The 12,210-nt window shown below is 65.8% G+C and carries 12 protein-coding genes; 5 read left to right on the top strand and 7 right to left on the bottom strand.

Annotated features, from left to right (window positions below; translation table 11 throughout):
- Positions 1–297 precede the first annotated feature (297 nt).
- Positions 298–606 (top strand): hypothetical protein, encoded by a 309-nt coding sequence (locus I2I05_RS21655; protein ID WP_196284361.1) that lies wholly within the window; start codon positions 298–300, stop codon positions 604–606.
- Here I2I05_RS21655 and I2I05_RS21650 read toward each other — a convergent pair.
- The 3 genes from I2I05_RS21650 to I2I05_RS21640 all read right to left on the bottom strand — a co-directional run bounded on the left by I2I05_RS21650 (position 584) and on the right by I2I05_RS21640 (position 7,444).
- Positions 584–3,589, bottom strand: coding sequence for a tail fiber domain-containing protein (locus tag I2I05_RS21650; protein WP_196284360.1), 3,006 nt, complete (start codon positions 3,587–3,589; stop codon positions 584–586). The two genes, I2I05_RS21655 and I2I05_RS21650, sit on opposite strands and share 23 nt — an antisense overlap.
- Positions 3,590–3,652: 63 nt before the next feature.
- On the bottom strand, positions 3,653–5,167 hold the full coding sequence (locus I2I05_RS21645; RefSeq protein WP_196284359.1) for a T9SS type A sorting domain-containing protein: 1,515 nt from the start codon (positions 5,165–5,167) through the stop codon (positions 3,653–3,655).
- A gap of 57 nt (positions 5,168–5,224) precedes the next feature.
- A complete protein-coding gene (locus I2I05_RS21640) occupies positions 5,225–7,444 on the bottom strand; it encodes a hypothetical protein (protein WP_196284358.1) in 2,220 nt (739 codons plus the stop codon).
- 370 nt (positions 7,445–7,814) lie between these two features.
- Between I2I05_RS21640 and I2I05_RS21635 the strand changes: the two genes are divergently transcribed.
- Together I2I05_RS21635 and I2I05_RS21630 are read left to right on the top strand one after the other, a co-directional pair.
- Positions 7,815–8,216 (top strand): hypothetical protein, encoded by a 402-nt coding sequence (locus I2I05_RS21635; RefSeq protein WP_196284357.1) that lies wholly within the window; start codon positions 7,815–7,817, stop codon positions 8,214–8,216.
- Positions 8,217–8,327: 111 nt separating this feature from the next.
- Positions 8,328–8,507 (top strand): hypothetical protein, encoded by a 180-nt coding sequence (locus tag I2I05_RS21630; RefSeq protein WP_196284356.1) that lies wholly within the window; start codon positions 8,328–8,330, stop codon positions 8,505–8,507.
- A gap of 345 nt (positions 8,508–8,852) precedes the next feature.
- On the opposite strand, the gene I2I05_RS21625 is transcribed toward I2I05_RS21630, so the two are convergent.
- On the bottom strand, positions 8,853–9,086 hold the full coding sequence (locus I2I05_RS21625; RefSeq protein ID WP_196284355.1) for a hypothetical protein: 234 nt from the start codon (positions 9,084–9,086) through the stop codon (positions 8,853–8,855).
- Between the two features lie 140 nt (positions 9,087–9,226).
- Here I2I05_RS21625 and I2I05_RS21620 point away from each other — a divergent pair, with 140 nt between their 5' ends.
- Positions 9,227–9,652 (top strand): hypothetical protein, encoded by a 426-nt coding sequence (locus tag I2I05_RS21620; RefSeq protein ID WP_196284354.1) that lies wholly within the window; start codon positions 9,227–9,229, stop codon positions 9,650–9,652.
- Between the two features lie 43 nt (positions 9,653–9,695).
- Here I2I05_RS21620 and I2I05_RS21615 read toward each other — a convergent pair whose 3' ends face one another.
- On the bottom strand, positions 9,696–10,166 hold the full coding sequence (locus I2I05_RS21615; protein ID WP_196284353.1) for a hypothetical protein: 471 nt from the start codon (positions 10,164–10,166) through the stop codon (positions 9,696–9,698).
- A 234-nt stretch (positions 10,167–10,400) separates the two neighbouring features.
- Positions 10,401–10,820: a hypothetical protein gene (locus I2I05_RS21610; RefSeq protein WP_196284352.1), complete on the bottom strand. Its 420-nt coding sequence runs from the start codon at positions 10,818–10,820 to the stop codon at positions 10,401–10,403.
- 70 nt (positions 10,821–10,890) lie between these two features.
- Here I2I05_RS21610 and I2I05_RS21605 point away from each other — a divergent pair, with 70 nt between their 5' ends.
- On the top strand, positions 10,891–11,454 hold the full coding sequence (locus I2I05_RS21605; protein WP_196284351.1) for a hypothetical protein: 564 nt from the start codon (positions 10,891–10,893) through the stop codon (positions 11,452–11,454).
- 88 nt (positions 11,455–11,542) lie between these two features.
- On the opposite strand, the gene I2I05_RS21600 is transcribed toward I2I05_RS21605, so the two are convergent.
- Positions 11,543–11,944, bottom strand: a complete 402-nt coding sequence (locus I2I05_RS21600; protein WP_196284350.1) for a putative quinol monooxygenase — start codon at positions 11,942–11,944, stop codon at positions 11,543–11,545.
- Positions 11,945–12,210: the final 266 nt, after the last annotated feature.

The raw sequence follows: 12,210 nt of genomic DNA, 5'->3' as shown, positions 1-12,210 counted from the left end.
TCGTAACAGGCGCTGGCATTACGTCAACCTTGGTATTCGTGAGAGAGAAGGAGTAGGCAGAATTAACCCCTCCTTTCACTGAACCTCGTGCGCAGGCCTGCGCCCAGCGGCAAAGTGGCCTATGCAGCATTGGTTGAGTTTAAGAAACTCGTCTACGAATCAACGTTTACGAAATGCGCCAGAGAGACGAGTTTCGTAAACTCGTCAGTTCAGTTACGTCATCGCCAAGTGCTCGTCCCACACCGGGGCTCGCTCGGAAGTGCCGCTACCCCATCGAATACACTCTGCCCGTCATCGATGGTATGTGCCGCCGCGCGCTGCTGGCGCTTCAGCTACAACCTGCTTTACCGCAGCCAAGCCGAGCAGACCCACACTGCCACCCACGAGGCCACCGGCCTCACGGTGAAGGTGCACCCCCGACCTGATGATTACCAGTCCCGAAACGGCCCGCGTGGTACTCGTGGACTTAACACCACCAGCGCCCCCGATTACGCCCACTTGTGCGCTGCCTTTGCAGCTACTATACAAACAGCCCCCGACCACACGGCCGGGGGCCTTTATTCATGCCCGCAGGCACGGGCTGCTACTGGCGGGCCTGTGCCCTGACCGGGGCCGCCTCGCCCAGCAGGCGGGCCATCTGGGCTTGCAGGGTGAGCAGGCTGGCGTGGTCGGCGGCGGAGCCGGTCTGCAGGGCGGCATTCTGGGTTTTGAGGGCGTTCAACTCGGCCTGCTGCTTTTCAATCAGTTTCTGCTGGTCCTGGATGGCCTGCACGAGCAGCGGGGTGAGCTTGCCGTAGTCCACGCCCCACTGGTTGGTGATGGTGGGGCCGTAGTCGCCTTCTTTCACGGCTTCGGGATAGACCTTGAACAGGTCCTGGGCCAGGAAGCCGGTGTTGCGGGTGGTGCTGGGGTTGCCGATGAAGGTGTAATCCTTTACTTCGAGCTTGAGCAGGTCGGCTAGGCCGAAGCGGGTGCGGGCAATGTTTTCCTTGAGGCGCTTGTCAGAGGTGGCGTTGTAGTTCACACCAGTGCCGGCTGCGTTCACCGCGATGCTGCCGATGTTGGTGCCGCCCCGGCTGAAAAGGACCATTTCCGCGCAGTTGGTGCAGCCCCCGCCGGGCACGTTGATGGTGAGCACCCCGTTGGGGTCGGCGGCGGTGCTTTGCATGAGATAGGGCGCGGCGTTGGGGCTGCTGAAGGTAGCCTGGCCCTGGGACCCCAATCGGAGCGCGTCGAGGTAGCTGCCGCCGTTATTGGTGCGCAGGACGATGCCCTGGTTGGCCCCGGCCGTATTCACGCCGGCCTGAAGCACGGCGTCGCCGCTGCTGCTGCTGCCGTAGGGAGCCAGGTAAACCAGGCCCGGCAGATGCGCCGCCTGGATGCCGCTGGCGGCGGGGTTCGAGGTGAGATAGATGTCGCCGGTGCCGGCCACGTCGAACTGTCCGCGCGGGGCGGTGCTGCCGGTGCCGATGCCCACGCTGCCGCTAACCGGGTTCAGCAGCAGCGGCGAGTAGCCCACGCCAAACTCCTTGGATTGAATCATGCCGGAGCCGTTGGGTAGCACGCCCAGCGTCAGGGCCTTGTTGCCGGTGCCCTGGCGCACTTCCAGCTGCAGGTTGTGCTGCTCGTCCACGGGCACCGACGTGGTCGGGGTGCTGCCCACCACCAGGCGGTTGGTGGGGCTGCTGGCACCGATGCCCACGTTGCCGGTGCTGCTGATGCTCATCCGGGCGACGGTGTTCGTGTAAAAGTCCAGTCCGTTCTGGTTGCCACCCGTCGTGCGCTTGCTGGCGATGCCCTGGCCGCCGGTGGCGTTGCCGAAGCGCAGCCCGTTGGCGAGGGTGCCGGCGTTGGTGGCGGCCCCGTCCACGACCACGTTGGTGCCGGCCGTCAGGTTGCCGCCCACTGCGCCGGTGCCGGCCAGGCTGAAGCCCCCGGTTTGGGCGGCGGCCGTTTGGTTTTGGATGAAAGAACCGCTGCCGGTGCCGCTGCTCAGGTTGCCGCTGGCATCGGTCTGGACAAAGCCGGCCGTGGTCAGGCCCCGCAGGCGGGTGCTGCCGTTCACGTCGAGGCGGGCGGTGGGGGGGCTGCTGCCGATGCCCACGTTGCCGGTGCCGGAGAAGGTGAGGTTCTGGCCGGCCAGGGGCAGGTCGGTGGCCCCCGTCAGGGCCGTGCCGCCGAGTTGCACGGTCGTGGTGCTGCCGGTCGTGGTGGCGCTCAGGCCGGGGCCGGCCACGATGCTGTTGGCCCCGTTGAGGCCGTTGGTGCCGTCGGCCCCGTTGGTGCCATTGGTGCCATTGGTGCCGGCCGGTCCCTGGGGCCCGGTGGGGCCGGTGGCCCCGGTAGGCCCGGTGGCCCCGGTGGGGCCTACCACGTGGCTGGGCATCGGCAACGAGGTCAGCGAGCCGTCGGCGTTCACGGCGACCGCGCGGGGCTGGTTGGAAAAGCTGAAGGTCTGTAAAGTGTTGCTGTTCTGGTTCACTACGTAGGCTGTCGTGCCGCTCACGGCCACGCCGACGGGGGAATAGTCCGTGGTCACCTGGCCGCGCAGGGCGGGAGCGGCCGGGTTGCTCACGTCAAAGGCTTCCAAGGTGTGGTAGTTGCTGTTCACCACGTAGGCCGTCGGGCCGTTCACGACCACCTCGCCGGGGTACTGGCCCGTCGTGGCCACCTGGCCGCGCAGGGCGGGGCTGGCCGGGTTGCTCACGTCAAAGACCTGCAGGGTGCCGTCGCTGCTGCTCACCACGTAGGCCGTCGGGCCGCTCACGGCCACGCTGCCGGGGTCCTTGCCCGTGGCTACCTGGCCGCGCAGGGTAGGGCTGGCCGGGTTGCTCACATCAAAGACCCGCAAGGTGTTGTTGCCTTGGTCCGCGATGTAGGCCGTCGTGCCGCTCACGGCCACGCTGACCGGGTAACCGCCGCCCGAGGCCACTTGGCCGCGCAGGGTGGGGCTGGCCGGATTGCTCACGTCAAAGACCTGCAGGTTTCTGCTGTAGGCGTTCACCACGTAGGCCGTCGGGCCGCTCACGGCCACGTCGAAGGGGGTGTCGCCCGTCGTTACCTGGCCGCGCAGGGCGGGGCTGGCCGGGTTGCTCACGTCAAAGACCTGCAAGGTGTTGTTGTCGTTCAGCACGTAGGCCGTCGTGCCGCTCACGGCCACGCTGTAGAGGCGACGGCCCGTGGCCACCTGGCCGCGCAGGATGGGGCTGGCCGGGTTGCTCACGTCAAAGACCTGCAAGTAACCGGAGATGGTCACCACGCAGGCCGTTGGGCCGCTCACGGCCATGCTGCTGGGCATGTCGCCCGTGGCTACGCTGCCGGTGGCGGCAGTGGGAAGGGTTAGCGGCCCCGCCGTGGCCGTGGTGCCGTACACGGACGGGTTCACGCCCAGTGTGCCGTCGGGCAATATCACGGGCAGGCGGGTATCGGTGCCGCTCAGGCCGCGCACGCGCACGCTGCCGTTCACGTCCAGGGTTTGGGTGGGGGTAGTGGTGCCGATGCCCACGTTCTGGGCCGCGGCCCGAAACGCGCCCGGCAGCAACAAGGCTAGCAGTAACAACCAGCGGCCGAAAAAGGAAACGTGACTCATGTAAGAGAAATAAGTAAGCAGTCCAAAAGAGAAGAAGCAAAAAGGCAGTAAGAGCCGCCGGCCCTACTCCACCACCAGGCGGGCCGTGAAGCTGCCCGTGGCCGTGGTGTAGCGCACCAAGTAGCCGCCCGACGCCAGCCCCCGCAGCGGCACCGCGCCCTGCGCCCGGCCATCCGCCGCCACCTGGCTTACCGCCCGGCCCAGCATATCGGTCACGAGCAGCGTGGCCGGCCCCGCCGGCCCGGTGTAGAGGTACGTCGCCTCCTGCCCAATCGCCGCTTTCGTCGGGTACACCACGAAGCCGGCTGCCAGCGGACTCAAGGCCACCGTGCGCACGGGCGAGAAATTCAGGGTGCCGTCCCAATCGGCCTGCCGCAGCCGGTAATAGAGCAGCGTGGCCCCCGCGGGCAACCGGCCGTCGAGCAGGGTGTAGTCCTGGCGCGTGGCGCTGGTGCCGGCTCCGGCCACCGTGCCGATGTCGCGAAAGGCCCGCCCGTCCAGGCTGCGCTCCACCGTGAAGCCGGCGTTGTGCTGCTCCGTGGCCGTGGCCCAGCGCAGGCGCGCGGCCCGCGGCCCTTCCAGCTGGGCCGTGAACGCCAGCAGCGCCACCGGCAGCGGGTTGGCCGCGTTGCTGACCGTGAAGCGGTTGAGCACCGTGGGCGCTGCGGTGAGGCGGCGGGTGCGGGCATCGGTGGCCGCGCCCACCGCGGCCCAGGGCTGGCCGGCGGCCGGCTGCTGCCACACCCGGGCCTGGCTGAAATCGCTGATGCCGTGGTCGTTGTCGGCGGGCCAGCTCAGCGTCAGCTGCACCGGGGCGCTGGGCTGGGTGGCCGGGGCCACGGTCCAGATGCGGTCGATGCCCCGCAGCGCACCGTTGGTCAGGTTCTGGCCGAAGCTGCCCTCGGGCGCGGCCGCCGATTCGGCCGTGAGCAGGCCCGCCCGGCGCGTGATGACCACCGTGCCCAGGTGGTTGCTCGCGGGGTCGAGCACGGCGCCGTGGCCGAAATCCACCGGCGCCCCGCTCACCGCGTCGCGGGTGATTTCCAGCCGGCCCAGCACGTAGTGGCCGGCGCCGTCGTTGGCCAGCGTCGCCCCGTGGGGCAGGCGCAGGGTGTGCACGCTGCCCCCGCTGGCGGTGGTGACCAAGCCGCTGGTCAACCGCAGCAGGTGGCTTATTGTCAGGTCACCGGTCAGGCGCAGCGTGTTGGCGCCGGCGGTGGGTTTGTTGACGAGGACCTGGTACAAGGTCGCCCCGCCGGGCGTCAGGCGCTGGTCGGCCGCGCCGCTGAACGTCACCCGGCCGGTGCCCGGCGTCAGGGTGCCCGTGTTGGTGAGGTCGCCCCGCACCTCCAGCTCGCCGGTGCTTAGGTCCAGGGTGCCGGCGTTGGTCAGGGCGCCGTCCACCCGCACGGTGCCGGCCGTCGTGAGGGTGCCGGTGGTGTTGTTTTGCACGCCGCCCGCCACGTAGAGTGTCGCACCATTCGACACGGTGAGGGTGGCGCCGTCGTTGGTGAGGGTGGCCTGGGCCAGGCCGGTGAGGGCCGGCAGCAGCAGGGCGAGGGTAAGGCGTTTCTTCATATCAGCGGGATAACGGGTCAAAGGCAAGGGGCCGGCGCCGGTCAACCGGGGCGGTTACTAGTTGCCGCCGCGAATAATCGTCCAGTTGGCGCCGTCGGAGATGACCGTCACGGTCTTCGTCGAGCCGGAAGCGTTCAGGTTGTAGGTACCGGGCGCGGCCGTGGCCGAGGTGCCGTCGTACAGGCTGCCCCCCTGCGAGCTCACGTAGGCGGTGTTGGTGGAGCTGTTGTTGCGCAGGTAGTACACCCGGCCGCGGCAGGAGGCCGCGTCGGGCAGCAGGTAATAGTCGGCCCCGGTAACGGGGCTCAGGCCCAAGTAGCCACCGCCCACGAGCGCCGTACCCGCGCTGCTGCCCACCAGGCCCATCACCACGCCGATGGCGTTGGTGCCATTTACCTGGAGCGTGCTGGTGGGCGTGCTGGTGCCGATGCCCACGTTGCCGGCGCTGGTGAGGGCCAGGCCGGTGCCGCCGCCGCTCACGAGCTGGAAGCCGGCCAGGTCCAGGTTCTGGGTGGCCGCATGGCTGCCCAGGTTGTCGCCGGAAGCGCTGGGCAGCGCCACGCTGCCGCCGTTGGTGAGGCTCAGGGTGCTGCCGCTGAGGCTCAGCTGCTGGGCATCGGTGGGCAGGGCCTGGGTGGCCAGGGTGCCGGCCGCGTCGGCCGTCACCACCCGGGTACCCGTGCCGGCCAGGCCGGGGGCCTGCACTTGCCCCGTGCTGCTCACCGAGAAGGTGGGCGTGAAGGTGCCCGTGGGAAGGCCGCCCTCGGTGCTGGTGCCGCCCATGCGGCCCACCACGAACTTGTCGCTGAGGTCGGGGACGTCGCCCACCACCACGCGCAGCTCGCTCTGGTCCACGGCAGGGTTCACGCGGTAAATGCCCACGGGGTCGGAGCTCACGCCTGGCCCCACCCACTCGATGGCCTGGCCTGTGCCGGCCGCCTGGCCGCCGTTGTCGCCCAAGCGCACGTTGCCACGCACGTCCAGCTTCTGAGTGGGGGCGGCAGTGCCGATGCCCACGTTGCCGGTTGCGTCCACGCTCAGGCCGGTGGTGCCGCCGTTGCCCACGAGTAGCTGGTCGGCCAGGTTCAGATTCTGGGTGGCGGTGTGATTGCCCAGGTTATCGGCAGCGGCGGGCAGCGTCACGGTGTTGCCCCCGCTCCCGCTGATGCTCAGGCTTTGCCCGCTCACGCTCAGGGTTTGGGGGGCCGTCGCAGTCGTCTGCGTGGTGCCGTCGGGGAAGCGGAAGCCGCCGGTGCTGCTGAACACGGTACCGGCCACCTCCAGCGGGTAGCCGGGCGTGGCAGTGCCGATGCCCACGTGGGTGGAAGGCAGCACCGTGAGGGCCGGCACCGACACAAGGGCGGCGGGCGTGGTCATGTACGTCCGAAAGGCCAAGTCGACGTCGGTGCCCGGAAAACCTTGGGGGATGGCAGTGCCCCCGGCGTAGGGGTTGTCGGGCTGAAAGAAAAAATAAATGCGCCCCGCGGGCGCCTGCACGTTCAAGGTATACCCCTGGCCGGCGGTCAGGAGCACCGGCGTGGGCAGCACGATGTTCTGGTACACCAGGGTTTGGCTGTAGCTCGTGTTGGCAATGGCAAACGTCTGGGTGCTGAGCAGCGCGCCGCCGGTGCCCGTGCCCTGGTAGAGGTTGAAAACGGCCTGGCCAGCCCCGGCGTCAAACATTCCGATCTCCACCCGCACTAGCCGGTTGCTGCTGCCCGCCGTAAAGGACTGGCTGGCCCCCACCTTAAAATCTAAGCCGGCGCTTTGCGGCTGTTGCTGGTCAACGCCTATCCCGGCCGGATCGAGGCGCTCCCCATTCACCTGCAACGGCCCGGCCGGGCTGGCCGTGCCAATGCCTACTTTCCCGTCGTTATCAATGCGGATACCGCCCGTGCCGTTGTTGGAAAGTGCGTTGCCGTTGAGCTTGAGGGATTGGGTGGCGGTATGGTTGCCCAGGTTGTCGCCAGTGCCGCTGCCGGCCGTGGCCAGTTGCTGCCAGCTGGGGGCGGCGGCGGTGCCGGCGTTGTAGTAGAAGCCGGCCGGCGCGCCGGTCTGGTACACCAGCAGGCCGGGGGCGGGGCTGGCAATGGCGGCCGCGGCGGGCACCCGCGGCAGCAGCAGGCCTTTGCTCGTGCTCACGATATCGAGCGCGGCCGAGGGGTCGGGGGCGGTGGTGCCGATGCCTACGCCGCCGGTGGGCGTGGTGGTCTGGGCCTGGGCGAAGCGGGGGGCGGCGGCTAGCAACAGCAGGGCCAGCAGGTAACGGTTTAGCATACAGTGGTGGCGTAACGATGACCCATGAGAATGCCCCATGAACCAGACCGAAGTCAGGCGAAAGATAAGCCGTCCCTTAGCAGCGGCGCCGGAGCCGAGGGCTAACCTCTGATTCCGGCGCGCCGCCCAGCTCCCGGTGAAGCTGATGCCGAGTCGGTAGGTGCCCGAGAGCAACGGCGGTAAGTGGACTGCCCTTGCGATGTGGTGCAATAGTCTGCTTGTCACCCGCCCTTTACCTAAACTGGAGCGTAGACAAAGTGAGGTGGTCTAGCTAAGCCGCACAAAATTGGGACATGGCACATCGTTCACTTTAACGGTCGATCGGGCAAACGAGCTTTTTAACGAGGAGGTGGTTTCTACCTTCGTGGCCATGCTCCAGAACCTACCACCCCAACGATGGGAAACTACGGCAGCGCGGCAACTGGTGGCCAGCAAACTGGGGCTTCCGTATGCCGATGTGATGCAGGATTGGCCGTGGGAAGTGGCCTCGCCGGAACACTTGGACGACTACCGGCAGCTGTACGCCTCCGCTTCAGATGACGAGCGAGTCGTATTGATGGAAATGATGCTGCAGGCAACCACCGACCAAGAAGAGCCGGCCGCTTTGGAGCATGCCTGGGGCCCTGTAAAAGGGCTGTTGGACCAAAACCCCGCTTTACACGCTTGGACGGTGCATGATTGGTGCTGTTGGGGCGCCAGTGCGCAGGCCGGGTTTGAAATCACTCCCTATTTACGCTCGTGGTGGGCAACGCACTTTGCGCTCCCTGCCTGACCAAAAATCACGCCTTGCGCCCGTTCAGCGAAACGGTCGAAAGTCCGTCTGGCGAAGCTCCGGGCGCCTTACTTTTGCGCCGTTCCGTTCCATGTGCTATTCCCGCTCCTTATGGGCCTCTTCGATACCTTGTCCCACCTCTCCTCGAGCGGTCACCTGAGCGAGGCCCAGGCCCTGCTCGAACGGTTGGAGGCCTCGCCCTTAACGGCGGACCAACGCGCCTGTGTCCTGCGCTTGCGCGAGCTACTCGAAGAGTTGGACCGCAATAACTCGCTGGGCTTGTTTCTCTGACCCCGCCAGGGGTCGCGCGCCGGCTGCCGGCTTCGGGGCCTGTCGCGGAACCGGTACCTTCTTCGGTTTGCGCAAAGGGTCGTACCGGTAGGCCGAACCGTTTGCTAGCCGTTTATAAGCATTTCTAAACGGTTGCCCGAACGGTTGGCGCGGGCGTATTCTCCCCCCGTTTGCCGGAGAATACGCCCGCCTGTTCGGGCGAATACCCCCGCCCCGTTGGGAGAATACGCCCGGCAGCGCGGGGGGTCTTCTCCCACGGTGCCGGGCGCGCGAACGCCTCTTGGTGCGCGGCACCGGTCAGGAAAACGGTGGCAAGGTAAACGCACATTCGCTGCCCCCTTGCTGCTACAAGGCACGGAAGAGCAAGTACAGGCCGAACCAGACCACAGCGGCCCCTAGAAAGACGAAGACCTGGCTCATAATGCCACGATGTTGGGCCAGATAAGACATGCCGTAAAAAACGGCCATGCTTACCAAGGCGAAGCCTAGGTCTTCATCCCGGCCAGTTGGGTGAAACAACACGCCCAACACGATACCAGTCGTTAAGAACAGCCCTTTCAGTAATTGTTGATTTTTCATTCGATGCCGCAAACATAGCTCAGGGCTGCACCTGCGTTCAGCGAAACGGTCCGAATAGAATAGCGAGCGTAATTATACCCTTTCGCTCATCCTTTTCCGGTGAGCTACGCCTTCGGGGTGTTGTTTCTTTGCTGTTGACCATGATGACCTTTGCCGACGTAGTGAGCAATAGCGGCGATTCCGTGCTGGAGTCCTATACTTACGCCGATGGCCGCCTGCAGTTGGTGCTCGTCCTGGGCGAAAACGACCAGAAAATCGCCTTGACCCTGCCCACAAACGACCTCGCGTTTGCCGGTGCCGCGTTGGCTAATCAAGCGGGCTTCGACCGGACCTGCTTTCTGGCCCTTGAAGACTTATCGCAGGTGCTCGCCGTCGAAAACGGGGTTTATGTGCCCGCCCCCGACTTTGGCATGCTCATGCAGCAGACCCGGGCCAACTACCACCTAGCGTATGGCAGGAAGGCAGCCGAGTGGACCCATCTTCTTTCCTTGGTGGGATACGGCCGCTTCGTCTCCTGCTTAGTGGCGGATGTCGCGGCAATCTCCATTGCCGAAGTAGCAGTTTAAGCACGCCTATCAGCCACGCACTTTGGTATAGGAAAAGGGTCCGTTATCGGGCGTCGTTTCCCGGCTGGGGAGGCTGCCATTCGGGGAAGCGAAAATGGGCCAGCCGCAAGGCGCGGCGCACGTCCAGGGGCAAGACGTGGGTCGCTTCGTAACCGGCCACCACTTGTTTCTCCAAGCGTTTGGTGTAGGCGGACTTATCCGAACTGGCCAGCGCCAGCGGCACGGCCACGACCAGCCCGAGGGCGGCCCCGGCCAAGAAGGTATAGCCTTGTTGGCCGGGGTCGGCGGCTTCGGCGGCCAGGTGTGCCCCCCCCGCGCCCAGCAAGGCGACCAGGCCGGCCCCGCCCAGCAAGGCCCGGCCCTTGGCGCGTTGGTCCGCAAACAGGCGGTGCAGCGCCGCCACCGTGTCGGCCGCGGCGAAGCGCGGGGCCGACACGCCCGCCGGGGGGGGCAGGGACACTTGCCCGCGGGCGGAGCAAGCCACCAGCAGCAGGAGGCCGAGCAGGCGAAACATGGGAGTCGTCGGGGAAGGGGAAAGGAACGGAAAGGTACCACCGCCCGGGCCATGCACCGGAGCTGCTGGCGGCTGTCGCGGCGCCAGGGTTCTTGGTATACCCAAACGGTCGAAATCGCGCCCGAACGGTTCGCGAAGCGGTTGTAAGCGTTTGTCAACGCTTGTGCGAGGCGCTATACGAGGGTCTGGCGACGAAAAGCTGCCTAAACGAGCGTTTACACGCTATTGCCTCAACTACTCGAGGCGCAGACGCCCGTTTTTCCACTCCTGCAAGACCATTTGCGCGCCAAAAGCCATTATGCCGGGCTGCTGGCTAATGCGCTGCAGGGCCGCCGTCGCCGCCGGTTCATGCGAAGGCAGCAAATGGGTCGCCGCCCAAGTGGCCACGGCCCAGTCGCCATCGTTCAACAATGGTAGCAAGTGCACAACGGCTTCCTTTCCGTGTTGTTGGATGGCCCGATAGGCGCGCGTTAGCTGCTCATACTGCCGATTGGCGGCGCTGGCGTCACCTGTCGCTGTCGCTTGCCCGTGCTGCGAGGCAGCGGCTCGGTATTGTTGCAGAAGAGGAGCAAGAGAAGTCACGGCGATTGCAATTAAACGGTGGCAAGGTAAACGCGCGCCGTTCAGTTGAAGGAGCGAAAGAACATAGTTCATTAGGGTCAAGCGGGAGGCGCAAAAGCCACTACTTTTAGCAGATGGTGCAATTATTCGCAGTTCCTTCCTAATGCCCTCTCCTGCATTTCATTCCATGCTGGTGTGCTTCGGAACCGGGTTCCTGCTGGCCTCATGCCAAGGCACTTCTTCCGAAGCCGAGCAGCCAGGGCAATTAGCAGCCCCCACGTCTCCGGTGCCCCCGGTAGCCGTGAACACGCCTCCGACCACCCCCTCCTCTGCCCCCCACCAAACGGCTCGGAACGACTCGGAGCCCCGGCCCACGTGGTACCGATTCGAGGACGATACGCTCCGGCAAACCCTTCGGGTCGTGCAAGTGTCCGCCCGCACCATCCGCTTTCACTTAGTGGACAGCCTCAAAACCACGGGCAAGGCTCGTCGGCTCGAAGGCACGGCCACGGCTCTTGCGGGCGACCCCGAAATCGACGAAGATGAGGACGGCAACGCCTATCCCTCCGTGGCCTATAATTACGAAGGCACGTGTGTTCTAGCGGTTCGCATCGAACTCAAGACCCGGCAACGGGTGCAACTCACGGCCAATAATTGCAGCCCCGCGCACCCCGACGGCACCTTCGAACACGGCGGTATTCTATACCGGGTTCCAGCCAACAACTAATCACCGTCCGAAAGGCTGTTTTGCTCCGCCTGACGTTTAGTGAAACGGTCCGAAGGTAAACGCGCCGCGGTGGCGACGAACCGCGGGCTTACTTGATTTTCAACTCCGGAATCAGCGGGTCCGTCTCCACCAACTCGAGTTGCTGCACCATGGCCGAGGTGCCTTGTTTGTACTTCATAAAATGCGGGGTGTTGAGGTGCGCTTGGTAGGCGGCTTCGTCCGCGTACACCTCCAGGATGGTCACGTGGTTCGGGCGCTTCTGTTCGAACACCGCGTACAGGGTCAACACCCCGGGCTCTTTCTGCACGGCCGCTTCGACGCCCTCTTTCAGCAGGGCCTTGTAGCGGGCGAGTTGCGTGGAGTCGACCACGAGGCGGGCGAGTCGGACTTTTTGCGGCTTCGGGGTCCCGGGTTTCGCGTGCCAGCTGACCGCGGCCAGCGCCACGCCGGCCAGCAGCGCGGCTTTGAGGATGGATGGGGATGCTTTCATGGCAATGGCCTTGCGGCCGAAAAAGAACGGGCAAGTGGGCTTACGACGTCGATACGTGCGCGGACCACTTCCGGGGGCAAAGGATGGCAACGCGTGGCGACGAAGCCAACGGTCGACACAGTAATACTGAGAAGCCCCCAGGGTTCAGCGAAACGGTCGTTTCTCGCCTCGCTTTGGGGCTCAGCCGTTGCCAAAGCTGTTCACGCTGAAGATTCCCCGGGGCACGGCTTCCTCGGCGGGGCGGTCTTCGGGGGCGGGCGCGTCCA

This window comes from Hymenobacter jeongseonensis (genome assembly GCF_015694725.1).
GTDB classification, from domain to species: domain Bacteria; phylum Bacteroidota; class Bacteroidia; order Cytophagales; family Hymenobacteraceae; genus Hymenobacter; species Hymenobacter jeongseonensis.
The sequence above is the reverse complement of the archived record's forward strand: the minus strand, read 5'-3'. Positions and strand labels throughout refer to the sequence as shown.

Coding starts and splice junctions, on each gene's coding strand:
- I2I05_RS21655 (WP_196284361.1), top strand. CDS start 298: ATGGTATGTGCCGCCGCGCGCTGCTGGCGCTTCAGCTACAACCTGCTT.
- I2I05_RS21650 (WP_196284360.1), bottom strand. CDS start 3,589: ATGAGTCACGTTTCCTTTTTCGGCCGCTGGTTGTTACTGCTAGCCTTG.
- I2I05_RS21645 (WP_196284359.1), bottom strand. CDS start 5,167: ATGAAGAAACGCCTTACCCTCGCCCTGCTGCTGCCGGCCCTCACCGGC.
- I2I05_RS21640 (WP_196284358.1), bottom strand. CDS start 7,444: ATGCTAAACCGTTACCTGCTGGCCCTGCTGTTGCTAGCCGCCGCCCCC.
- I2I05_RS21635 (WP_196284357.1), top strand. CDS start 7,815: ATGCTCCAGAACCTACCACCCCAACGATGGGAAACTACGGCAGCGCGG.
- I2I05_RS21630 (WP_196284356.1), top strand. CDS start 8,328: ATGGGCCTCTTCGATACCTTGTCCCACCTCTCCTCGAGCGGTCACCTG.
- I2I05_RS21625 (WP_196284355.1), bottom strand. CDS start 9,086: ATGAAAAATCAACAATTACTGAAAGGGCTGTTCTTAACGACTGGTATC.
- I2I05_RS21620 (WP_196284354.1), top strand. CDS start 9,227: ATGATGACCTTTGCCGACGTAGTGAGCAATAGCGGCGATTCCGTGCTG.
- I2I05_RS21615 (WP_196284353.1), bottom strand. CDS start 10,166: ATGTTTCGCCTGCTCGGCCTCCTGCTGCTGGTGGCTTGCTCCGCCCGC.
- I2I05_RS21610 (WP_196284352.1), bottom strand. CDS start 10,820: ATGAACTATGTTCTTTCGCTCCTTCAACTGAACGGCGCGCGTTTACCT.
- I2I05_RS21605 (WP_196284351.1), top strand. CDS start 10,891: ATGCCCTCTCCTGCATTTCATTCCATGCTGGTGTGCTTCGGAACCGGG.
- I2I05_RS21600 (WP_196284350.1), bottom strand. CDS start 11,944: ATGAAAGCATCCCCATCCATCCTCAAAGCCGCGCTGCTGGCCGGCGTG.